The organism is Streptomyces sp. NPDC004838 (assembly GCF_053600955.1).
Genome location: NZ_JBSGAW010000009.1, coordinates 24,536 through 47,584 on the forward strand (window position 1 = coordinate 24,536; position 23,049 = coordinate 47,584).

The 23,049-nt window shown below is 70.9% G+C and carries 17 protein-coding genes and 1 riboswitch; of the genes, 6 read left to right on the forward strand and 11 right to left on the reverse strand.

Annotation, left to right across the window (positions count from 1 at the left end; translation table 11 throughout):
- Window positions 1–33 precede the first annotated feature (33 nt).
- Window positions 34–2,526, reverse strand: a complete 2,493-nt coding sequence (gene pcrA / locus ACWEFL_RS12565) for a DNA helicase PcrA (RefSeq protein WP_451710893.1) — start codon at window positions 2,524–2,526, stop codon at window positions 34–36.
- A gap of 272 nt (window positions 2,527–2,798) precedes the next feature.
- Window positions 2,799–2,960: riboswitch (cyclic di-AMP (ydaO/yuaA leader) on the forward strand.
- 10 nt (window positions 2,961–2,970) lie between these two features.
- Here pcrA and ACWEFL_RS12570 point away from each other — a divergent pair.
- Window positions 2,971–4,176 carry an NlpC/P60 family protein gene (locus ACWEFL_RS12570; protein ID WP_451710894.1) on the forward strand — a complete coding sequence of 402 codons (1,206 nt, stop codon included), beginning with the start codon at window positions 2,971–2,973 and terminating at the stop codon, window positions 4,174–4,176.
- A gap of 93 nt (window positions 4,177–4,269) precedes the next feature.
- A complete protein-coding gene (locus ACWEFL_RS12575) occupies window positions 4,270–4,644 on the forward strand; it encodes a hypothetical protein (RefSeq protein ID WP_451710896.1) in 375 nt (124 codons plus the stop codon).
- A 257-nt stretch (window positions 4,645–4,901) separates the two neighbouring features.
- Here the strand turns inward: ACWEFL_RS12575 and ACWEFL_RS12580 are convergent, their stop codons facing one another.
- The 4 genes from ACWEFL_RS12580 to ACWEFL_RS12595 all read right to left on the reverse strand — a co-directional run bounded on the left by ACWEFL_RS12580 (window position 4,902) and on the right by ACWEFL_RS12595 (window position 8,896).
- Entirely contained in the window at window positions 4,902–5,255 is a 354-nt protein-coding gene (locus tag ACWEFL_RS12580; protein WP_451710898.1) for a hypothetical protein, read from the reverse strand.
- A gap of 314 nt (window positions 5,256–5,569) precedes the next feature.
- A complete protein-coding gene (locus tag ACWEFL_RS12585) occupies window positions 5,570–6,733 on the reverse strand; it encodes an alpha/beta hydrolase (protein WP_451710900.1) in 1,164 nt (387 codons plus the stop codon).
- Between the two features lie 166 nt (window positions 6,734–6,899).
- Complete coding sequence (locus tag ACWEFL_RS12590; protein WP_451710902.1) at window positions 6,900–7,604, reverse strand: LuxR C-terminal-related transcriptional regulator; 705 nt, start codon at window positions 7,602–7,604, stop codon at window positions 6,900–6,902.
- On the reverse strand, window positions 7,601–8,896 hold the full coding sequence (locus tag ACWEFL_RS12595; RefSeq protein ID WP_451710904.1) for a PspC domain-containing protein: 1,296 nt from the start codon (window positions 8,894–8,896) through the stop codon (window positions 7,601–7,603). Before ACWEFL_RS12595 ends, ACWEFL_RS12590 begins: the two co-directional genes overlap by 4 nt.
- A 163-nt stretch (window positions 8,897–9,059) precedes the next feature.
- Here ACWEFL_RS12595 and ACWEFL_RS12600 point away from each other — a divergent pair, with 163 nt between their 5' ends.
- Window positions 9,060–10,550 (forward strand): PspC domain-containing protein, encoded by a 1,491-nt coding sequence (locus tag ACWEFL_RS12600; protein ID WP_451711195.1) that lies wholly within the window; start codon window positions 9,060–9,062, stop codon window positions 10,548–10,550.
- Window positions 10,537–10,860 carry a hypothetical protein gene (locus tag ACWEFL_RS12605; protein WP_451710906.1) on the forward strand — a complete coding sequence of 108 codons (324 nt, stop codon included), beginning with the start codon at window positions 10,537–10,539 and terminating at the stop codon, window positions 10,858–10,860. The genes ACWEFL_RS12600 and ACWEFL_RS12605 overlap by 14 nt, the downstream gene beginning before the upstream one ends.
- Here ACWEFL_RS12605 and ACWEFL_RS12610 read toward each other — a convergent pair.
- From ACWEFL_RS12610 to guaA, 3 genes are all read right to left on the reverse strand, one after another.
- Window positions 10,767–11,297, reverse strand: coding sequence for a DoxX family protein (locus ACWEFL_RS12610; RefSeq protein ID WP_451711197.1), 531 nt, complete (start codon window positions 11,295–11,297; stop codon window positions 10,767–10,769). The genes ACWEFL_RS12605 and ACWEFL_RS12610 overlap by 94 nt on opposite strands.
- Before the next feature lie 315 nt (window positions 11,298–11,612).
- Complete coding sequence (locus ACWEFL_RS12615) at window positions 11,613–12,215, reverse strand: Uma2 family endonuclease (protein ID WP_451710908.1); 603 nt, start codon at window positions 12,213–12,215, stop codon at window positions 11,613–11,615.
- Between the two features lie 120 nt (window positions 12,216–12,335).
- Entirely contained in the window at window positions 12,336–13,922 is a 1,587-nt protein-coding gene (guaA, locus tag ACWEFL_RS12620) for a glutamine-hydrolyzing GMP synthase (RefSeq protein ID WP_451710910.1), read from the reverse strand.
- A gap of 410 nt (window positions 13,923–14,332) precedes the next feature.
- Between guaA and ACWEFL_RS12625 the strand changes: the two genes are divergently transcribed.
- Window positions 14,333–14,719, forward strand: a complete 387-nt coding sequence (locus ACWEFL_RS12625; protein ID WP_451710912.1) for a chorismate mutase — start codon at window positions 14,333–14,335, stop codon at window positions 14,717–14,719.
- Between the two features lie 909 nt (window positions 14,720–15,628).
- Window positions 15,629–16,693, forward strand: coding sequence for a hypothetical protein (locus tag ACWEFL_RS12630; protein WP_451710914.1), 1,065 nt, complete (start codon window positions 15,629–15,631; stop codon window positions 16,691–16,693).
- Window positions 16,694–16,990: 297 nt separating this feature from the next.
- On the opposite strand, the gene ACWEFL_RS12635 is transcribed toward ACWEFL_RS12630, so the two are convergent.
- From ACWEFL_RS12635 to ACWEFL_RS12645, 3 genes are all read right to left on the reverse strand, one after another.
- Window positions 16,991–18,868, reverse strand: coding sequence for a GMC family oxidoreductase N-terminal domain-containing protein (locus tag ACWEFL_RS12635; protein ID WP_451710915.1), 1,878 nt, complete (start codon window positions 18,866–18,868; stop codon window positions 16,991–16,993).
- A gap of 58 nt (window positions 18,869–18,926) precedes the next feature.
- The gene (locus ACWEFL_RS12640; RefSeq protein ID WP_451710917.1) at window positions 18,927–20,627 is read right to left on the reverse strand and encodes a succinic semialdehyde dehydrogenase; all 1,701 of its coding nucleotides are present in this window, start codon (window positions 20,625–20,627) and stop codon (window positions 18,927–18,929) included.
- Window positions 20,628–20,877: 250 nt separating this feature from the next.
- Window positions 20,878–22,734, reverse strand: coding sequence for a serine/threonine-protein kinase (locus tag ACWEFL_RS12645; protein WP_451710919.1), 1,857 nt, complete (start codon window positions 22,732–22,734; stop codon window positions 20,878–20,880).
- Between the last annotated feature and the right edge of the window lie 315 nt (window positions 22,735–23,049).

Consider the following 23,049-nt stretch of genomic DNA (forward strand, 5'->3'; position numbering starts at 1 on the left):
CGGTCACGCTCCGTCCGGGGACGCCCGGCCCGGTCAGAGCTTCTGGACGGGCGCGTACCTCAGCAGCAGCCGCTTGGGCTTGGCGTCCCCGAAGTCGATCGTCGCCTGCGCGTCCGCGCCCAGCCCGTTCACCTCCACCACGGTCCCCAGACCGAACTGGTCGTGGGTGACCCGGTCGCCGACCGCCAGCGACACCACCGGCTTGTCGGTCACCGCCCCGCGCCGGGTGGCGAATCCGGACGCACCGGACGCACCGGAGGAGCGGCGTGTCGAGGAGGACGGCATCGAGGGCAGTCGTGAGCCGAGACCGGTCGTCGGGCCCGCGGGCGCGGCCATCGGCCCCGTACGCTTCCAGTCCAGATGCCGGCCCGGAATCTCCTCCAGGAACCGCGACGGCGGGTTGTACGCGGGCTGCCCCCAGGCGCTCCGCATGGTCGACCGCGTCAGATAGAGCCGCTCGCGGGCACGGGTGATGCCGACATACGCGAGCCGGCGCTCCTCCTCCAGCTCCTTCGTCTGGCCGAGTGCGCGCATATGCGGGAAGACGCCGTCCTCCATGCCGGTCAGGAACACCACCGGGAACTCAAGGCCCTTGGCGGTGTGGAGGGTCATCAGGGTGATGACCCCGGAGCCCTCCTCGTCCTCGTCCGGGATCTGGTCGGAGTCGGCGACGAGCGCGACCTGCTCCAGGAACTCGGCGAGCGTGCCCGCGCCTTCCTCCTCGCCCCGCGCCTGCTCGAACTCCAGGGCCACCGACGCCAGTTCCTGGAGGTTCTCGATACGGGTCTCGTCCTGCGGGTCGGTCGAAGCCTGCAACTCGGCGAGATAGCCGGTCCGCTCCAGGACCGCCTCCAGGACCACGGCGGGTCCCGCGCCGGAGTCGACGATCGTCCGCAGCTCCTCCATCAGCACGTTGAACCGCTTGACCGCGTTGGCGGAACGGGCCGCCATCCCGTACGCCTCGTCCACGCGCCGCAGCGCCTGCGGGAAGGTGATCTTCTCGCGCAGCGAGAGCGCGTCGATCATCGCTTCCGCGCGGTCGCCGATGCCGCGCTTGGGAACATTGAGGATGCGGCGCAGCGGGACGGTGTCCTCCGGGTTGGCCAGAACACGCAGATAGGCGAGGACGTCCCGGACCTCCTTGCGCTCGTAGAAGCGGACTCCGCCGACGACCTTGTACGGCAGGCCGACGCGGATGAAGATCTCCTCGAAGACACGGGACTGGGCGTTCGTCCGGTAGAAGACGGCGACGTCGCCGGCCTTCGCGTCGCCCTCGTCCGTGAGCCGGTCGATCTCGTCGGCGACGAACTGCGCCTCGTCGTGCTCGGTGTCGGCGACATAGCCGGTGATCTGCGCGCCCGTGCCCGCGTTCGTCCACAGGTTCTTGGGGCGGCGGCTCTCGTTCCGCTCGATGACGGCGTTGGCGGCGGAGAGGATCGTCTGGGTGGAGCGGTAGTTCTGCTCCAGCAGGATCGTCGTCGCGTCCGCGTAGTCCTCCTCGAACTGGAGGATGTTGCGGATGGTCGCGCCGCGGAAGGCGTAGATCGACTGGTCGGCGTCGCCGACGACGCAGAGTTCGGCGGGCGGCAGGTCCTCGTAGCCCGTGCCCACCAGTTCGCGTACGAGTGTGTACTGGGCGTGGTTGGTGTCCTGGTACTCGTCGACCATGACATGGCGGAAGCGCCGCCGGTAGTGCTCGGCGACGTCCGGGAACGCCTGGAGCAGATGGACGGCCGTCATGATGATGTCGTCGAAGTCCAGGGCGTTGGCCTCGCGCAGCCGCGCCTGGTACATCCGGTACGCCTCGGCGAGCGTCTTCTCGAACCCTCCCCCGGAACCGGCGGCCTGATCCGCGTAGCTCTCCTCGTCGATCAGCTCGTTCTTCAGATTGGAGACCTGGGCGCTGAAGGACTTCGGCGGGAACTTCTTCGGGTCGAGATCCAGATCGCGGCAGACGAGGGCCATCAGGCGCTTGGAGTCCGCCGCGTCGTAGATGGAGAACGAGGAGGTGAAGCCGAGTTTCTTGGACTCGCGGCGCAGGATGCGGACGCAGGCGCTGTGGAAGGTGGAGACCCACATGGCGCCCGCGCGCGGGCCGACCAGGTGCTCGACGCGCTCCTTCATCTCACCGGCGGCCTTGTTGGTGAAGGTGATCGCCAGTATCTGTCCGGGGTGGACGCGGCGGGTCGCCAGGAGGTGGGCGATCCGGTGGGTCAGCACACGGGTCTTGCCGGAACCGGCCCCGGCGACGATGAGCAGGGGCGATCCGGTGTGCACGACGGCGGCGCGCTGCTGTTCGTTCAGCCCGTCGAGCAGGGCTTCGGGGTCCACGACCGTACGCGGTGCTCCGTCGCGGTAGTACGCGTCACGGGCCGGAGGCACGTCGTAGGCGCCCTGGAAGAGATCGTCCGGGATCTCCTCCCGGGCTTCGTCCTCGGGACCCTGATGGTCCTCGGGCGGCGGCGGGGGCTCCTCCGGGGTGCGCTGGAGGTTCGCCAGGAAGTCTTCGTCAAAGAGGCTGCTCATCGCTCTCCGAGTTTATGCCTCGCCACCGACAGCCCGCCGCCGCATGGGCGTACGCGGGCTCAGGCACCGCCGCGGCCCGAGCGGCGGTCACGGGCCGAACCACCCGTGACCAGGCGAATCCTCTCCGTCACCCGCCGAGCCGGAGGCACCCTCCCGCCGAAAGGTCACGAAAATGTATCGGGCATATCGAACATCAACCTTCACAGCAGCCACACCGTTGGCTAGCGTGCTCGACCAGGCGGCCCGTTCCCTCGCGGCGATCCACGCCAAGCGGGCAGCCCACGCCGAATCCGGGCTTTCCTCACAGGAGTTCGGAACCGGGGACCCACCATGCACAACCGGGGTGAATCGGGCCTGTCGTACCGGTCCGTAGGGCGATCTTCCGTTCCGCCCGAACCCGACAGCTAACCCGGTAGGCGGTCAACGGAAGAGGAGACGCCGGTCTTGGTGTCGCATCGCAAGCCCCGAAGTCGTACCGCGAAACCCACTGCGGCCGTCGGCTTCACGACGGCGGCTCTCGCCTCCGTCGGTCTGCTGTCGGCGCAGAGCGCCGGCGCGGCCCCGGCCGCGCCGCCCGTGCCGAAGCCCTCCGTCGAGGAGGTGCAGAAGAAGGTCGACGATCTCTACCGGCAGGCCGGTACGGCGACCCAGGAGTTCAACAAGGCGAAGGAGACCACCGCCGGGAAGCGCGCCGAGGTCGACCGGCTGCTCGACGAGGCGGCGCGGCGTACGGAGAAGCTGAACGAGTCGCGCCGGGCGCTCGGCGGCTATGCGGCCGCGCAGTACCGCACTGGTGCGGTCGCTCCGACCGCCGCGCTGCTGTTCGCGGACAGCCCGCAGCAGTACTTCGACCAGACGCAGCTGATGGACCGGATGACGGACCGTCAGCGTGAGGCCGTCGCCGACTACGAGACCCAGCGGGCCGAGGCCGCCCGGCAGCGGGCCAGGGCGACCGAGAGCCTCGCGTCCCTCACCGAGTCGCAGGACGCCCTGCGCGCCGGAAAGCAGCGGGTGCAGTCCAAGCTCGCGGAGGCGCGCTCGCTCCTGTCGAAGCTGACGGCGCAGGAGAAGGCCCGGCTCGCGGCGATCGAGCGCGAGAAGGCGGCCGAGGCTCGGCGGCTGGCCGAGGCGAAGGCGAAGCAGGAGGAGGCGGCGCGGGCGCGACAGAAGGCCGAGGCCGAGGCCGAGCGCAAACGACTGGAGCAGCAGCGCGCGCGGGAGACGGCCCCCGGCGCGGGCAGCGATGCCGGCACTGGCGGCGGGACCGGAAGCGGCTCGAGCACGGGAGGCGGCACCTCGACCGCCAAGGCGGACAAGGTTCTCTCCTTCGCCCGCGCTCAGATCGGCAAGCCGTACGTCTGGGGCGCCGCCGGGCCCAGTTCGTACGACTGCTCCGGGCTGACCCAGGCGGCCTGGAAGGCGGCCGGCGTGAACCTCCCGCGTACCACCTGGGACCAGGTGAAGATCGGCACCCGAGTGGAGACGAAGGATCTGCGCCCCGGTGACCTGGTCTTCTTCTACGACGACATCAGCCATGTCGGGATCTATGTCGGCGGCGGCAAGATGATCCACGCGCCGAAGCCCGGTGCGAACGTGCGCGAGGAGTCGATCTACTACATGCCGATCTACGGCAGCGTGCGCCCCGCCTGAGCGGAGGCGGAACGCGGGTTCGGCACGCGGGTTCGGCATCCGCCCCGCCCGGAGGGCGGATGGTCCGCGTCACCGCGTGAGAGGGTCGTACCCATGTCAGAGACCTGGGCGTTCCGCGAGGGTGCTCCGCCGGTGACGGCCGATGAGGCCGTGGAGGAGATCGGCAGAAGGATGACGGCCGGGACCTGTGAGTCGTGGCTGACCAGTTCGACCGGGCGACGGCTCGCCGTCGTCACCAACACCGAGCGGGCGATGGTGATGCTGCTCGACGGTGAGGGCGACCCCGGCGAGCACGCGTCGGATCCGGGGGCCGAGGACTGGAGCGACGGCTTCGTGCTGGAGAACGGGCAGAACGACGAGTACCCCGACGAGGACACCGTGCCCCTGGGGGAGGCGTTCCGGATCGTCCGCCACATCGTCGCTCAGGGCACACCGCCCCCGGACGCCGCGTGGACGGTCGACCGCTGAACCAGGGTGTCGCGGCCGTTCGCGGTACGGCGGAATCGCCCGTTCCCACGGCCGGTACGGGGAGCTTCGGCGACCGCCCGTGAGCCGCCGTGTCACAGCCGCCGCGCCGCAGCCTCCGTCCGCCGCCCGACAGCGCTCCGCGAGGGTCCGCGCGCCGGGTCGGCTCTCAAGGGCGGGCGCTCATGACCGTCCCGCCGGGGGCTCGCCCGCGCTGGCGCTCCCCCGCACCTCCCCGCGGCCTCGGGTCCGGATCAGTCTCAGGTCCAGAGCGTCGCGATGAGGATGTTGGCCACCGTCAGCCCGCCCACCGCGCCGAAGAGCGCCTTGTCGACCGTCTCCTCGTCCCGCTTGACGTACACGAGCCCCAGGATCACCACCAGCACCGCCGTCTTGACGCCGATCTTGACGTGGTCGAGCGTCTGGTCGTCCGCCTGGTTCAGGCCCACCAGCGCCATGCCGGTGACGAGCATCGTCAGCGCGCCGTGCAGCATCCCCGGTGTGAAGCGCGCCGTCCCCTGCCCCATCGCCTTCATCTGGGCGAAGAAGCCGCCCAGCAGGGCCGCGATACCGATGATGTGCAGGGCCACGAAGACATTGATGAGTACGTCCATGCGGCGGAGCCTAGCCCGGCCCGTATCGGCCGTCCGAGGGCAGGTAAGCCTCATTCGCCGCAACGGTCACGGCGGCACGGCAGGGGTGAACCGGGGGCGATCTCCCGGTCACGGACTGTGCCGAGGGCTGTCGCCGGGCCCGGTGACGGATGGAGTCGTTCCCTCGGCAGGCTCGGACCCGCGGGTTCGGACCCGCAGGCCCCGGCCCGGCGGTCCCGGATCCCGGTCCCGGCCCGGACGCACCGGCCCAGCGTCCTCAGCCCAGCGCTCCCGTGGCCGTCACCACGCCAGTCACCATGCCAGTCACCACGCCGTCATCGCGCCGCCCCCGCGGCCGCGGACGCCTCACGTGCCGGGCCGCCGTCCCAGTCCGTCGGCTTCATCCGGTGGGTCAGCCACTCGAAGAGATACGGCACCTGTGCTCTCCACACCCAGGTGGCGTGCCCTCCCTTGGTGGCCCTCACATCCACCGTCGTCGGCGGCTCGGCCTCGGCCTGGAGCGCGAGGCCGGGCAGATAGCCGTCCGCGCCCTCACCCGTCGCCAGCAGGGCGACGCGCGGCGGGGTCTTCGCCGACCGGAGGATGTTCAGTACGTCGTTCTTCCGGCGCAGCTCCGGGTCCCGGCCGGTGATCGACGCCTTCTCGGCCGCCGGGTCGCTGTAGCCGGAGAGGCTGACGGCGGCGGAGTACCGGTCGGGGTGGGCGAGGGCCAGCTTGGCCGCTCCGTGGCCGCCCGCCGAGTAGCCCGCGACGGCCCAGTCGGCGGGGTCGAGGGAGACGCGGAAGTTGTCGGCGACCATCTTGCGCACATCGACGGTCAGCCAGCTGTCGGCGTTGATCCTGCCCGGAATGTTCGCGTACCCGTGGTCCTTCGCGCCCAGCAGCATCGTGCGCGGGGCGACGAGAATGAACGGGGCCACCCTGCCCGATCTGATCAGGGGTTCGATCCGGGCCGGGGCGTCCAGCTTGGTGAACCAGTTCTTCGCCGAGCCGGGGAAGCCGGGCAGCAGCTCGACGACGGGGAACTTCTTGTTCCGGTGGGCGGGGTCGTCGTACTGCGGCGGCAGCCAGACGTAGACCTCGCCCTCCACCCCCGAGATCCCGCCCTTCAGATGGGTGCGCAGCACTCCGGGGCTCATCCCGGCCCCCGTCACCTTCTCGAAGTTCTGACGGAGTGTCGGCAGGTCGGAGACGCGCCTGCCGCCGGTTCCGTCGGGCCCCAGATCGGCGGCCGTGTCGACATGGCCCGACGTGCCCAGCAGGTCGCCCCAGCTGTCGTACAGACCGTTGGAGTTGTTGACGGAGACGAAGACCAACAGCACGGCGGTCGCCTGCGCGAAGAGCACCATCGCCAGCCGTCCCGCACCCCGCACCACCGCGGGCCCGCGGATCCTGCTCCAGAACAGGAGCGGGAGCAGCACCGCGATCACGACCAGCGCGATCGTGACCGCGTAGAAAGTGTTCCCCGTCAGATTCATCACGCACGACAAGAGGTGAGCAGGGCATGGACGGTTGCCCGGACGGACGCCCAACCGGCTTACACCGTCACGTTCGAGCCATTTCGGAGGCAGGGCGTGACGGAGACCGGCAGGGATCCGGCGGACAACCGGACGGACGGTCCGAAGCGTCGGTCAATTCGGCGCGTCAGACCAGCCGACGCGCCGTCGCCCACCTGGTCAGCTCATGACGATTCGACAGCTGGAGCTTCCGCAGCACCGCCGACACATGCGATTCGACGGTCTTCACCGAGATGAAGAGCTGCTTGGCGATCTCCTTGTACGCGTACCCGCGGGCGATCAGCCGCAGCACCTCGCGCTCGCGCTGGGTGAGCCGGTCGAGGTCCTCGTCGACCGGCGGCGCGTCCGTGGAGGCGAAGGCGTCGAGGACGAAGCCCGCCAGCCGGGGCGAGAACACGGCGTCGCCGTCCTGCACCCGGAAGATCGAGTCCACCAGGTCCGTGCCCGTGATCGTCTTGGTGACATAGCCGCGGGCTCCTCCCCGGATCACCCCGATCACGTCCTCCGCCGCGTCCGACACGGACAGCGCCAGGAAGCGCACCGGGTCCTCGGAGGCCGCCATCAGCGAGGAGCAGCGCCGCAGCACCTCGACCCCGCCGCCGCCGGGGAGATGGACGTCCAGCAGGACCACCTCGGGCCGGGTCGCCGTGATCACGGTGATCGCCTGGTCGACGTCGGCGGCCTCGCCGACGACCTCCACCCCGGTGCGCTCGGTCTGGCCGATCTCCGCCTGGACGCCGGTGCGGAACATCCGGTGGTCGTCGACGAGCACGACCCGTACCCGCCGCTCGACGGCGCCGCTTTCCGCCCGTCCGCCCTCTTCGGTCGTCATCCGTCCGCCCTCTCCATCCTCAGCTCCACTTCCGTGCCCTCCCCGGGCACCGAGGTGAGCCGCGCCGTCCCGCCGTTGCGCTGCATGCGGCCGATGATCGATTCCCTGACGCCCATTCTGTCCTCGGGTACGGAGTCCGGATCGAAGCCCGGCCCCCGGTCCCGTACGGAGACGAAGACCGTGCGGCCCTCGACTTCCGCGAACACCTGGACCGCACCGCCCTCGCCACCGTACTTGGCCGCGTTCACCATCGCCTCACGCGCGGCCTGCATGCATGCGGCCAGTCTCTCGTCCAGCGGGCAGTCGCCGACGACGACGACCTCCAGCGGGACGCCGTGCTTGTCCTCGACCTCGGCGGCGGACTTCTTCACCGCGTCCGCGAGCGTGTCCGGCTCCTCGTCGTCCTCCTTGCCGGTGCCCTCCGGTCGGTACAGCCAGTTCCGCAACTCGCGCTCCTGGGCGCGGGCGAGGCGGCGCACCTCGCCGGCGTCGTCCGCGTTCCGCTGGATCAGGGTGAGGGTGTGGAGCACGGAGTCATGGACATGTGCGGCGACCTCCGCGCGCTCCTGCGCGCGGATCCGCATCGTGCGCTCCTCGGTGAGGTCCTGCGTCATCCGCACCAGCCAGGGTCCGGCGAGGAGCGCGACTCCGGCCATGACGGCGATCGCGGCGGTGAGGACGTTGCCGAGCTGGGCCGCCGAGCCCTGGACGACGATGAAGACGGTCAGTCCCATGCCGACGAGCGCCACCCCGGCGAGGGCCCGGCCCATCTGGAAGAGTCTGCGGCGGCGGCTGCCCTCCTCGGTCCAGCTGGCGTGCCTGGCGTTGTCCGCCTGCCGCCACACCAGGATGACGCCCGCGCCGACCAGGAGCATCGGCCAGACATAGCGGTTGGCGCTGCTGGAGGTGTCGAGGTCGCTGATGAAGATCGCGCCGCCCAGGAGCAGCGCGATCATCGCGACGAGTTGGCCCTTGTCGGGCTTGCGGAGTCTGCGTCTGCCGTCGTCGATGACCTCGACGAGGGAGCGCGGCTGGACGGCCCGGCCGCCGACGCCCAGCGGAATGACGACCCAGAACACCGCGTACAGCAGTATCCCGAGGCCGTCGGCCATCAGCAGCCCGAAGAAGACCAGTCGCACCCAGGCGACGGGCAGCCCCAGATGCCCGGCGAGCCCCCGCGCGACACCGCCGAGGAGCCGGCCGTCGGCGCTGCGGTAGAGCCTGCGCAGCGGTACGTCCTCGGGCGCGGGGGCGCGCGAGGGTGTGGCGGGGCGGGGCGGGGCAGCGGGCATGACTCGATCGTCACACGCCGGAGCGGACGGCGGTATCAGGGTCGCCCCCCAATCGGATATCAGGGAAGGGCCAGGGTCGGCTCGGGTGCCGTCCGGGTCCCGCGCCCGGCACCATGGACGCATGACTCAGCCGACCGCCACCGCACGCGGGGGGGAGGGACGTATGACCGGGCCGACGACTCCGTACGAACCGGTCGACGCGCACCGCCGTACCCAACCCTCCGGCCACTCGGATCACGTCGGCGACCCGGGCCGCCCGAGTCGCCCGGACGACTCCGGTGGTTCTGGCGGCCCCGGCGGCTCCAGCGGCTCCGGTGCTTCTGACGGCTCCGGTGGTTCTGGCGGTTCTGGCGGCTCCGGTCACGCGGGGCTCTCAGGTCGTCCGGATCGTCCGGTTTCCGATCGTCCACCGCTGCGCCGCGAGCCCCGCCACAAGGTGCTGGCCGGTGTCTGCGGCGGGCTCGGCCGGTACTGCGACGTCGACCCGGTGATCTTCCGGATCGTGATCGGCGTGCTCTCGGTGACCGGTGGCATCGGGCTGATCTTCTACGGCTTCGCCTGGCTTCTGATCCCCATGGAGGACGAGGAGGAGAGCGAGATCCGGCGGCTGCTGTCGGCACGGGTCGAGGGCGCGGGCCTCACCGCCGTCTTCCTGGCGCTCATCGGCTGCGGGCTGTTCCTGACCATGCTGAACAGCCGGGGGGCGCTCGCCTTCGCCGCACTGCTCACGCTGGCGACGGCGGGTGCGGGCGTCTGGTCGCAGCACTGTCGGGCCGTGCCGTCCGACGGTGTTCCGCTGGATCCGGCGATGGCGCACGCGGTCGCCGACGCCCCGCCCGAGGCGAAGGCGCCACCCGCCCCGGAAAGCCCGTCGTGGTGGCGGGATCCGATCGTCAAGGACGGCACGACGGGTCCGGTGCCGTCCGGATATCTGTGGGGTCCGGAGAGCGCGGCGGACGGGGCGGCCGCCGCCCCGAAGCCCTGGTACCGCACCGGCGCCACACAGCCCCGGCGGTCCCGGTGTCCGCGCGGCATCGGGAGTCCGGTCTTCACTCTCGCGGTTCTCGCCGCCGTCCTCGGCACCAAGCTGAGCTGGGACGGCAATCCGCTGGGGACCAGCCTGCAGATCGGGCTGGTCTGCGCCCTGGGCGTGTTCGGCCTCGGGCTGGTGGTCAGTTCGGTCCTGGGCCGCACCGGCTTCGGCACGGTCCTGATGACGATGGTCACGGCGGTGCTGCTGGCGGGCGCGGCGGCGCTCCCCAAGGACATCAGCACCCAGTGGGCGCGGATGGAGTGGAAGCCGGTCTCCGTCGCCACCGTCGAACCCCGGTACGAGCTGGGCACGGGCGTCGCGATTCTCGATCTGTCGGCCCTGGCCGTGCCGGCCGGGCAGTCGACGTCCACGAGGGTGGAGGTCGGGGCCGGTCAGCTCAAGATCGTCCTGCCGAAGGACGCGCCGGTCACCGTGCGAGCCGAGGTGGGCGTCGGGGACATCCGGTTCCCGGAAGACGCGGCGAACGACGTCGACGTCGCCCCCGGCCAGGAACGGAAGCAGACTCTGCCCGCGCCGAAGGGCGCGAAGCCCTCGGGCACCCTTGAACTACGGCTGGAAGTCGGCATCGGACAAGTGGCGGTGACCCGTGCGGCATCCTGAGACCGAGTCACGCACCGGTTCGGCGCGGCCCGCGCCCGCCCAGCGGAAGCTGGTGCACGGCTTCAAACCGGGCAAGGCGGTGGCGGGCCTGGCCGTGCTGACCACGGCGCTGCTGTACGCGGGCGACGCGAGCGACGCCTGGCAGACCCCGTGGTTCGTGGCGCTCCCGGTCGTCTTCGGCGGGCTGTTCCTGGCCGGGACGGTGAGCCTGGCCCACTACAGCGTTCGGCGCCGCCGGTCGGCGATGCGCGCGTCGACGGAGAGCACCGACGCCCCGCCGATCACCAGCGGCAGCCAGGCCATCAGATAGACGAGGTCGTTTCCGTAGTAGTACGGATCGGTCTGCCAGGTGACCGTCAGCCACAGGCTCAGCGAGATGAGCGCGCCGCCGAGCGCGGCGAGCCGGGTGAAGAGTCCGATGAGCGTGCCGATGCCGACGGCGATCTCGCCGAGGGCGATGGCGTAGCCGAAGCCCTCGGGGTTCTTGAGCGCGAGATCGACCAGTCCGGGGATCGCCGACGTGCCGCGTACCGCGCGCATCAGATCGCCGATGGAGCCCGCGCCGCTGCCGGCGAGGAACTGGGTGTCGGTGAGCTTGTCGATCCCCGCGTAGACGAAGGTCACGCCGAGGAAGAGCCTCAGCGGGAGCAGGGCGTACCGACTCGCCTTGTCCCGCCAGCCGTTCTCGGCCGGCTCACCGCCGTCGGCGGAGCCGTACCCGGCTGTCGTCCGATATGTGTGCTCCATCATGGTTTCAGCCTCCGTATCCGCGTCCGACCCGTCGACTGTCCATACGTACGGCAAAGGCGCACGGCTCACCAGTCCTGTGCGGCATCCCGCTCAACTCACGGGCCGGGCGGGTGACCTGACGGCCGGGGCGACCGGCCGGGCGGGTGGCCAGCCGACCGGGTGGCCGGAGGGGCGGCCGGGCGGGCGGGTGAGCCAGGTCGGCCGGGAGGGGCCGGTACGGGTGGCGACCGGAGCGTACGGCCGGGCGGACCGGGGACCGGCCGGGCATGCGGAACCAGGGCGCGCGGACCAAACCGCGCGGGACCGACCGCGCTACAGCCGGTCGATCTCGGTGAGGTCGATGTCGATGGTGAAGGGGACGGAGAGCTTCAGCCGGTCGTGATGGATGCCGGTGAGGGCGTACGTCTTGGTGGCGTCGGAACGCTCGAAGACCTGCACGACCGGGTGACCGTCCGTGCCGCCCATCTCCACCAGCCAGAAGTGCGGGATGCCGGCGGCGGCGTACTTGTGCGGCTTGGTGTCCCGGTCGCGGGACTCGGAGTCCGGGGAGACCATCTCGACGGCCAGCAGCACATCGGCCACGGGGAAGCTGGTCCGGCTCCGGCTGGTGATCGCCTGGGCGCGTACGACGGAGACGTCCGGCTCGGGGGCGTTGCGTCTGTCGAGAACCACCGTCATCTCACGGCGTACTCGCAGCTCCGGCGGCGCGGTACGGCGCAGACCACCCGTCAGCAGGTCGATCACGATGCTGTGGAAATCCCGTTGCGGGCTCACGAAGACGAGGCTCCCGTCGATCAGCTCCGTATGCGGAGGAAGATTCGGAAGCCGGTCGAGATCGTCCGCGGTCCAGCCACCCGGAGGCGGAACCGGATAGTTGTATCGCTCATCCAGCTCGTACTCGGGTGCGGAACTCATTATTGCTCCCATACGACGGAGTCTCGCCTGTACACCGAGCGTACCCAGCCCATACGCCGATGCCGCCACCCGGACGAATGAGCGACGGCATCGGTGTCGACCCGTTGGGGTCCCGTGGGGCTACTCCCACTCGATGGTGCCCGGGGGCTTGCTGGTCACGTCCAGGACGACCCGGTTCACATCGGCGACCTCGTTGGTGATCCGGGTCGAGATCTTCGCGAGGACGTCGTACGGCATCCGCGTCCAGTCCGCCGTCATCGCGTCCTCGGAGGAGACGGGGCGCAGCACGATCGGGTGTCCGTAGGTGCGGCCGTCGCCCTGGACGCCGACGCTGCGGACGTCGGCGAGGAGGACCACCGGGCACTGCCAGATCTCACGGTCGAGTCCGGCGGCGGTCAGTTCCTCGCGGGCGATGGCGTCGGCCTCGCGCAGGAGGTCGAGCCGGTCGCGGGTGACCTCGCCGACGATGCGGATGCCGAGCCCCGGTCCGGGGAAGGGCTGGCGCTGGACGATCTCGTCCGGGAGGCCCAGTTCCTGGCCGACCTTCCGGACCTCGTCCTTGAAGAGCTGGCGCAGCGGCTCGACGAGCTGGAATTCGAGGTCCTCGGGCAGGCCGCCCACATTGTGGTGCGACTTGATGTTGGCGGTGCCGGTGCCGCCGCCGGACTCGACGACGTCCGGGTAGAGCGTGCCCTGGACGAGGAAGGCCACGTCCTCGCCGTCGGCCGCGCCCTCCGCGACGATCTCCGCCTGGGCCTGTTCGAAGACCCGGATGAACTCCCGGCCGATGATCTTCCGCTTCTGCTCGGGGTCGGACACCCCGGCCAGCGCGTCCAGGAAGCGGTCGGCCGCGTCGACGACCTTGAGCTGGATGCCCGTGACCGCCACGAAGTCCTTCTCGACCTGCTCGGTCTCGCCCTTGCGCATCAGCCCGTGGTCGACGTAGACGCAGGTCAGCTGGGATCCGATGGCCTTCTGCACCAGCGCGGCGGCGACGGCGGAGTCCACGCCTCCGGAGAGGCCGCAGATGGCGCGCTTGGTGCCGACCTGCTCGCGGATGGCCGCGATCTGCTCCTCGATGACGTTGCCGGTGGTCCAGGTCGGCTCGATGCCGGCGCCCCGGTAGAGGAAGTGCTCCAGGACCTGCTGGCCGTAGGTGGAGTGGAGCACCTCGGGGTGGTGCTGGACGCCGTACAGCTTCTTCTCGTCGTTCTCGAAGGCCGCGACCGGCACGACGTCCGTGGACGCGGTGACGGTGAAGCCCTCGGGCGCGCCGGAGCAGGCGTCGCCGTGGGACATCCACACCTGCTGCTCGGCCGGGGTGCCCTCGAAGAGGGTGGAGCCGCTCTGGGAGACGTGCAGCTGAGTACGTCCGTACTCGCGCGCACCCGTGTTGTCGACCGTGCCGCCGAGGGTCGTCGCCATCAGCTGGAAGCCGTAGCACATGCCGAAGACGGGCACTCCGGCCTCGAAGATCTCCCGGTCGAGGCGGGGCGCTCCCTCGGCGTATACGGAGGAGGGGCCTCCGGAGAGGATGATCGCCCTCGGGTTCTTCGCCAGCATCTCGGCCACGGGCATCGTGGACGGGACGATCTCGCTGTAGACCCGGGCCTCGCGGACGCGTCGGGCGATGAGCTGGGCGTACTGCGCGCCGAAGTCGACTACGAGTACGACATCGGGCTCGGCAGCGGGGGACGCTGATGACACGGGCGGCCTTCCGGCGGGTCTGGGCGGGGGTCGGTTTTTCCGATTCTACTTGGGGCGGGAGGCGTGCTTCTCCGGATCCGGGAGGGACGTGCGCATGGGGGTCCGCACCAAGGGACGGGCGTACTGGGCGTACGGGGATGGGCGACGGGGATGGGCGTACGGATCCGGGGGGCGCGGTGTCTCATCATCCGAACCCGGTGTTGGCCGGGCGTGGGGCACGGTCCATACTGTCCGCATGCACAAGCAGCTGACCTTCGTCTTTACCTATGGCACCGGCCCGTCCGGCTGCCATGGTCGTGCTGCTTGAGTTACTTAAGCGACTTCCCAGGCGCCCCGGGCCGACAAGGTCCGGGGCGCTCTGTCGTTTCCGGGCCCTGCCGCTCCGGGGCAGCACCCCAAGGAGCCATTTGATGTCCAGCACGACCAGCACCGCCACGACCAGCACCGCCGCGGTCACATCTACGAACGTCACGACCGCCACGACCGCCACGACCGCCACCGCCGGGGCACGCGGCGCGGCGCGGCCGGAGAACACCGGGGCCCGTACGGAAGAAGCGGCGGACGTCATCACCTCCGCCCGTGAGCGGATCGACGCGCTCGACGACCGGATCATCGGTCTCGTTCAGGAGCGGATGGCCGTGTCCGCGGTCATCCAGGAGGCCCGTATCTCGTCCGGCGGCCGGCGCGTGAACCTCTCACGCGAAATGGAGGTGCTCGGCCACTTCCGCGACGCCCTCGGGAAGCCGGGGACGTCGCTGGCGATGACCCTGCTGGAGTTGTGCCGGGGGCGCGTCTGAGGCGGGCGCGTCTGTGCCGGGGGCGCGTCTGAGGACGCGTCCGGACAGGGGTCCGGACAGGGGTCCGGGGCGGGGTCGACGCCGGGCGGGGGTCCGGGGCCGTGTCCGGCGGGGGCCGCATCTGAGTTCGTATCCGCTCTCACCCGTACGGAGCGTGACCGCCCGCGACACGGCTTCGTTGGTACCCATGTCCGCGTCGGCCAGGGGCGGACCCCGAAGGAAAACCACGCGTGGCTCCGCTGGAGCGTGTGACGTACACACGTACGTCGTGGGACCTCGCCCCAGCGCATGTGACCGGACGGCAGGGGACAGCGGCCCGGTCACCCCAGGCGGTCGGTTCCGGGGACGCCCGGAACCGACCGCAATCCCGTCCAAACAGTTGCGCAAGCCACAACCCGTCCTTCACGATGCCAAGACAGCGCACCCCCTCGGCGCGATGGACCACTCAAGGTCGACACCACCCGTGCGCACTCTTCGCGCCGGGTCGCCGGCCCACCTCACGCGGCGCAACCCCCCGGTGCCGCGCCCAGGCACCGACGCTGCCCTGACGTCGGTGCCGACCACCAAGGGCCCCGCGGGATACCACCCCGCGGGGCCCTTGCCGGTCTCCCCGCCCGCGCCGCCGACGCACTCCTCGGCAGCCCGGCGCGCTCCCCGGCATCAGAGGCCCCTCGTCGGCGCGGCCGGAGGCCCCTGGCACATACAGCCGAAACCGTCGGCCCACGGTCCTGACACTCTGACAGTGACCGACACCACAGACGATTTTCGTCAGATCGGGTGCAACCCTTTGAGCCGCTCGCAGGTCAACCATTGCGTAACAACGGCCGCATCCGTGCACACAAGCCACGGGAGGGGCCACCTCGATCCGGCGCTGTGGTGACGTGGCGCCCCAGACTTCCCTGAGGTCCCATGAAGCTCCGCCGCTCGGTGGCAGTCGCAGCCGCGACCGCAGTGCTGACCCCTCTCGCGCTCCTGGCCGCTCCGGCCGCGTACGCGACGGAGTCCGCCTCCTCGACCACTCCGTCGACGAACTCGTCGTCCGGGACCTCGGAGTCGGAGACCGCGCCGTCGAACACGGACCCGGAGAAGCCCGCCGACGACACGGCTCAGAACGAGAAGCCCGAGAGCGAGAACAACCAGGGCGAGTCGTCGGGGAACACCACCGAGAAGACCGAGCCCGGCTCCCTGACCGATTCGGAGAAGAAGAAGGAAGAGGCGAAGCAGGAGGAGCCGAAGCAGGAGGGCGAGAAGGAGAAGGACGGGCCTCCCGCGGACGACGAGGAGGAGTGGACCCCCGACTTCTGTGAGGTCTCGAAGGCCGAGGTCACGATCGAAGGGCTGCCGGGCAAGATCGCGGCCGGCAGCGGCTGGCACAAGTTCAGCATGAAGGTCGTGAACACGTCGGAGAGCACGCTCCACGACCTGAACTACTTCGCCGCCGCGTCCGCGGACAAGAACGGTGAGGAACTGTTCTCGGCCCAGCAGGTCCGGCTTGAGGCGCTCAACGAAGAGACGGGCAAGTGGGAATTGCTCGCCGAGGGCGGCGAGAGCGTCGGTTACGTCGGCTGGTCCGAGGAACTGAAGGCCGAGCACGAGGTCGAGATCCCCATGCGGATCAAGGTGGCGGCCAACGCCCCGGTCGGCTCGGGCTTCTCGCTCGGCGCCAGCATCTACGCCGACTTCGACAGCGAGTGCCAGGGCGTCGCCGAGGTCGCCTACAAGTTCCAGATCGTGAAGGGCAACACGGACACCGGGGGCACCAAGCCGCAGGTAGGCGGCAAGGTCCCGCTCCCGACGAAGAAGCCCGCGAGCACCGGCTCCCAGACCACCGCCCAGCTTCAGGGCAGCCTCGCGGCGACCGGTTCCAGCGACACCCTGCCCACCATCGGGATCGTCGGCGGTATCGCCATCGTCGCCGGCGCCGGTGTCGTCTTCGCAATGAGGCGCCGCGGCAGCGGCAACGCCGCCGCGTAACCGGACGTCGTCACCACGCCACCACGCCACCACGCCGTCGCGAGACCCACACATCGCGACGGCACGTGGTGAGCACCACCCGCCCCGCGGGAACCACGGCCGCCCGAAACGCGGTCCACAAAGACACAGAGAGGCCGCTGCACTCGGAGGGGGGTGCAGCGGCCTCTCTGTCGTTTCCCTCAAGGGGAAGCCCCATGGGGATCCATGGGGATCCATGGGGATCCATGGGGAGGACGGTCAGGGATTCCCTCCGGGGAGACGGTCAAAGGTCAGGGGTCAGAGGTCAGGGGTCAGAGGTCAGGGGCGTTCACCGGGGAACGACGGCATCCCCAGGAACGGAAGCCGCAGCGCGCCGAACGCCTCCTCCGGCACCGCCGGATACTTCGGGGCCACCGGAGCGAGCCGTGCGTACGGCTCACCCTGCCGGGGACGCCGGTCGGGCTCACCACGATTCGGCCAGAGAGCCGTCGCGCGCTCCGCCTGCGCGGTGATCGTCAGGGACGGATTGACGCCGAGGTTCGCCGTGACGGCCGCACCGTCCACCACCGAGATGCCGGGATGGCCGAAGAGGCGGTGGTACGGATCGATCACCCCGGAACGGGCGGTCGCGCCGATGGGGCAGCCGCCCAAGAAGTGGGCGGTGAGCGGAGTGCCCACCAGTTCGCCGATGTTGGAGCCCGCGAAACCGTTGATCTCCTCGGCGAGCAGGGACGCGGCGCGCGTGGCCTCCGGGATCTGCGTCGGATTGGGCGCGCCATGCCCCTGGCGTGCGGTCAGCAGGCCCTTGCCGAGGCCGCGCGGTCTGCGGTAGGTGGTCAGGGAGTTGTCGAGCGACTGCATGACGAGGCCGATGATGGTCCGCTCCGACCAGCACCGGTTGGAGAGCGAGCGCAGAGCGAGCAGCGGGTGCCGGGCGATCTCGCCGAGCCAGCCCGCCACCCGGTGCCGGGTGCGGTAGGGGACCTGGAGGATCGTCAGTCCGCCCATCGCGTTGGAGCCCTTGCCGTAACGGACCGGTTCGATATGGGTGTCGGCGTCGGGGTGGATGGACGAGGTGATCGCGACCCCGCGGGTGAAGTCCACCCGGTCCGCGCCATGGCGCTTGCGGTAGCGGCGGTCGTGGGTCTGCGCGCCCACCAGCGCCTCGGAGTTCGTACGGGTCAGCTCACCGAGCCGGTCGGGTATCCGGGGCAGCAGACCGGTGTCCTTCATCCGGTGGAGCAGGGTCTGCGTGCCGTACGTCCCGGCCGCGACGACGACGTGGGCGGCCGTGAACGTACGCCCGCGCCCCTTGCGTCCGGCGTCGCTGGGCAGCGTCGCGACGGCGAAGCCTCCCCGGCTGTTCTCGGTGAGGGTGACGGCCGTGGTCATCGCGTGGACGACCGCGCCCGCCCGCTCCGCGAGATGGAGATAGTTCTCGTTGAGGGTGTTCTTCGCGCCGTGGCGGCAGCCGGTCATGCACTCGCCGCACTCGGTGCACGCGCGGCGGGCGGGGCCCGCACCGCCGAAGTAGGGGTCGGGGACCTCCTGACCGGGAGCGGCCCGGACACCGGTTCCATGGCCTGTGCCGTCGCGGCCGTCGCCGAAGAACACGCCCACCGGTGCCGGGTGGAAGGTGTCGCCGATGCCCATCGCCTCGGCCGTCGCCTTCAGATGGACGTCCGACGGCGTCGTCGTCGGGTTGAGCCGGACCCCGAGCATCCGTCGCGCCTGGTCGTAGTACGGCTTCAGCTCCTCCTGCCAGTCGGTGATGTCCTTCCACTGCGGGTCGTCGAAGAACGCCTTCGGCGGTACGTAGAGGGTGTTGGCGTAGTTCAGCGAACCGCCGCCCACTCCCGCGCCCGCCAGCACCATCACCTTGCCGAGCAGATGGATCCGCTGGATGCCTAAGAGACCGAGCGCCGGGGCCCATAGAAAGTTCCGCAGATCCCAGGAGTTCTTGGGCAGCGTCTCGCGCGTGAAGCGGCGGCCGGCCTCCAGCACACCGACCCGGTACCCCTTCTCGCTGAGCCTCAGCGCCGAGACCGAACCGCCGAAGCCCGAGCCGATGACGATGACGTCGTAGTCGTAGGCGCAGACGTCGGAGTCGGCGTCGGCGTCGGCGTCGGCGTCGGCGCGGTCGTCGTTGGCGCAGTCGTCAGCGCGGCCGTCGAGGGCAGGGGGGAACTCCGGCATGGCTCTCTCTCCTCAGTACGTGACGGACCGCACATGACGGATGGCTCTCATACGCCGGTCAGCGCAGCCGCAGCGCCTTCATCAGCCGCAGCGAACGGCTCATGAGCGCCGCGTACTTCTCGTCGTCCATCCCGAACGACGGCGCCAGCGGCAGCAGTCTCTGCTGAGCCACCGTCTGCGCCTCCGTGTACTTGAGGATCCCTTCCGAGCCGTGCCGTCGCCCCAGCCCGGAATCCCCCATCCCGCCCATCGGGGACCGCACGCTCCCGTACGCGGGCGCGTACCCCTCGTTGATGTTGACCGTGCCCGTGCGCAGCCGCGCCGCGATCCGGTGACCGCGTCCGCCGTCACGTGTCCAGACGCTCGCGTTCAGCCCGTACGGCGTGGCATTGGCCCGCTCGACAACCTCGTCCTCGTCCGAGAAGCGGTAGACGGAGACGACCGGGCCGAAGGTCTCCTCGGTGCAGACGGCCATCGGCGGCTCGACGCCGTCCAGGATGGTCGGCTCGTAGAAGAAGGGGCCGATGTCGGGGCGTGCCACGCCGCCCGCGACGACGGTCGCGCCCTTGGCGACGGCCTCCTCGACATGGCGGGTGACGGTCGCCAGTTGGCGCTCGCCCGCGAGGGAGCCCATATCGGCTCCGTACGCCAGCGAAGCGCCGAGGCGCATCGCCTTCGTACGCTCGGCGAAGCGCGCCACGAAGCGGTCGGCGACCGACTCGTGGACGTACAGCCGCTCGATGGAGACGCAGAGCTGCCCGGCGGAGGCGAAGCAGGCGCGGACCGCTCCGGCGGCGGCCTTCTCGATGTCGGCGTCGTGCAGGACGAGCATGGCGTTCTTGCCGCCGAGTTCGAGTGAGACGCCGACCAGCCGGGCCGCCGCGCCCTGGGCGACCTCACGGCCCGTGCGGGTGGAGCCGGTGAAGGAGACGTAGTCGGCGTGCCGGACGACCTCGGGGCCGACGACCGGGCCGTCGCCGATGACGACCTGGAAGACGTCTTCGGGCAGACCGGCCTCGATGAGGAGGTCACGGGCCCACAGGGCGGTCAGCGCGGTCTGGGTGTCCGGCTTCATCACGACGGCGTTGCCCGCCGCGAACGCGGGCAGCGCGTCGCTGACGGACAGTTCCAGCGGGTAGTTCCAGGGCGCGATCTGGCCGACGACTCCGCGCGGCTGACGCAGCTCGGTGGTCTTGGTGAGGACGGGGACGACGCCGGTGTGCCGCCTGGGCCGCAGATACGCGGGGGCGCCGCGGCCGTAGTGACGCGCTGCCATGGCCGCCGCCTGGACCTCTTCATGGGCGTGGAGGCGGGCCTTGCCCGTCTCCAGCTGGATCAGGTCGAGGACCTCCGCCTGCCGCTCCAGCAGCAGATCGTGGAAGCGGAGCAGTACGGCGGCCCGGCCGCGCACCGGGGTCGCGGCCCAGACGGGTTGCGCGGCGCGAGCCCTCTCGTACGCCTTGGCCACGTCGTCCGGGGTGGACTCGGGCAGGTCCGCCAGCTTCTTCCCGGTGAAAGGGGAGTGATGGGCGGTACGGCCGGAGCCGACGACGCCTCGGGTGAGCTGGGCCACCACCTCCGGAGTGACCACATCGGCGGCGGTGCGCGCACGGGCCGGAGCGGCGGCCGCCGGGTTGGTGCCGAGGGCGGAAGCCGAAGCTGCGGCGGCGGGGGCGGTGGCGGGGGCGGCCGTGGGCGCGGCGGCCGGAGCTGCGGCGGGGGCTTTCGCGTCGTCGGAGGAGTCCGGGGAGTCCGTCATACGGGCGAGACTAGGCTGGGATCGACGCTTTGGGTACCCGCCGGTAACAGCTTTCGCCGGCAGCGCACCGTCTCGCCAGCGATTGCTGGCACATAACCCCTGATCAGGGGCTTTTCGGTGTGGCGCGGGGAATGCGCCGGGAGTGCGCGGGGATAGCGCGGGGGCATCGGGCCCTGGCGGCTCGCCGCCCCACCGCGTACCCGCCGCCCCGCCCTGCGGCGTCGCCGCCCGGCGTGCCCCGCCCGGCGGCCTACAGGTTCTCGATCTTCAGATGCCGGACCACCTGGTCGAACAGTTTCTCGCCCTCGCCCGCGGCCCAGCCCTCCGCCGGTCCGGTCACCCGCAGCCGCCAGTACACCTGCTTCTCCCCCGTGCCGGTCGCGACCACACGCTCCTTCCAGCGGCTGCGGACCTTGTCCTTGTCGATGGACGACGAGTAGCTGTACGGCACGTGGTCGACGGTCGTGTCGAAGGCGGCCTTGCCCTGGTGCCGGGTCTCGGAGACCTCCACCTTCTGGTCCTGGATCTCCTTGCCCCTCTCGCCGCCCTGCTCGTAGTACTGCCGCCACGCATCCGCCGTCGGCGCCATCTCGCCCTCCTCGGCTGCCGTGTCGATCCGCTCCAGATAGACCTGGAAGACACCGCTGGGGTCCGTGTAGGTGACATTGGCGTCGTTGTCGTCCTGGGCCCGCCGGTAGTCGGAGGGCACGGCGACGCTCGCCGACACCACCTCACGGTCGTTGCGGACCTCCCACCCCTGCGGCAGCCCGCCGCCGCCGAAGGGGTCCGCGATGATCAGGACCAGCGCGACCGCCACGGCCAGCAGCCCGCCGCCGAGCCCGAACTGGGCCACCCGGTTGCCCTGGAGCACCGGCGGCACCCAGCGGCTGCCACCGACGGCGGCGACCGGTCCGGCGGCCTGTCCGGCTCCCCCGAACGCCGTCGTCGGATGGAACGCGGGCTGCGGCGGGCGCGCCACCGACTCCAGCGTCCGCCGGACCTCCGCCGCGTCCGGCCGCATCGCCGGGTCCTTGCGCAGCAGCCGCATCACCAGCGTGCCGAACGCACCCGATCCGCGCGCCGGCATCTGAGGCTCGGCGGAGATCACGGCCTGGAGGGTCGCGGGGGCGTTGGAGCGCCGGTACGGGGACATGCCCTCGACCGCCGCGTACAGCACCACTCCGAGCGACCACAGATCCGACGCGGGTCCGGGGCGCTGCCCCAGTACCCGCTCAGGGGCGACGAACTCGGGCGAGCCGACGAACCCCCCGGTCTCGGTGAGCCCCTGCTCGCCCTCGACCTGCGCGATGCCGAAGTCGGTGAGCACGACCCGGTCACCACGGCCCAGCAGTACGTTGTCGGGCTTGACGTCACGGTGCAGCACCCCGGCCTCGTGGGCCGCGGCGAGCGCACCGAGCACGGCGAGCCCGATCCTGGCCGCCTCCCGTACGTCGAGCGTCCCGTCCTGGAGCCGGGCGGCGAGGGACTGCCCGCGCACCAACTCCATGACGATCCACGGTTTGGCGTCCTCGATCACCACATCGTGCATGGTGACGACGGCCGGGTGCTCGATGCGGGCGGCGGCGCGCGCCTCGCGCCGCATCCGCGCGTAGACCTTCTCACGCTCACCGGCGCTCACATGGTCGGGTACGCGGGGTTCCTTGACCGCGACCTCCCGGTCCACGACCTCGTCGTGCGCCCGCCAGACCGTGCCCATGCCACCGTGTCCGAGCCGGCCGACCAGGCGGTACCGCCCGCCGATCAACCGCCCCGCGTCGGGGTCGCCCGCGATGACAGCACCAACGACACCAGGGGCACCAGGGGCGGGAGCCGGAGTGCCGCCGGGCCCGAAACCGGGCCCGAAACCGGGGGCGGGCACGGGGGCGGGCACGGGGGCGGATGCCGCGGCAGATGCGGCGGCGGGGGCGGACGCGGGCGGAAACGCGGGTGCGGAGGCAGCCGGGGAAGCAGCCCCCGAAGCGGGCGGGAAGCCGTACGCGGGTGCGGGCGCGGGAAGTTGGGTCGCTTGTGTGGGCACCTGCGGCGCGTTCGGGGGCCTGAGCTCGTAGCTGGTGGGCTCGTTCGCCCGTCCTCCGTCGTTCGTCATGCTCACATCCTGGCCAGATCGGGGTGGCAGAAGCTACCTGGGGCGGGTAGCGGATGCAGAGCCGTGACAGTCGCGGCAGCCTGCGCCGATCAGCAAGTGAGGTAGAGGGTTCCGGCTGTGCGAGGGTCCTGAATCAGCCATCGACGGCCCGTTGTTCCACCCGCCTCGGCGGTCTCGACGGTCTCGACGACGATCGAACCGCAACGCGCCCTCGACTGACGCACGTTCACGGTGCGCGCGGTGGCGGACCTTCGCCGTACGGGCCGACGCATGTTCACCGCGCGTTCACCGCACGGGCGACGGAGTGCGGCACCA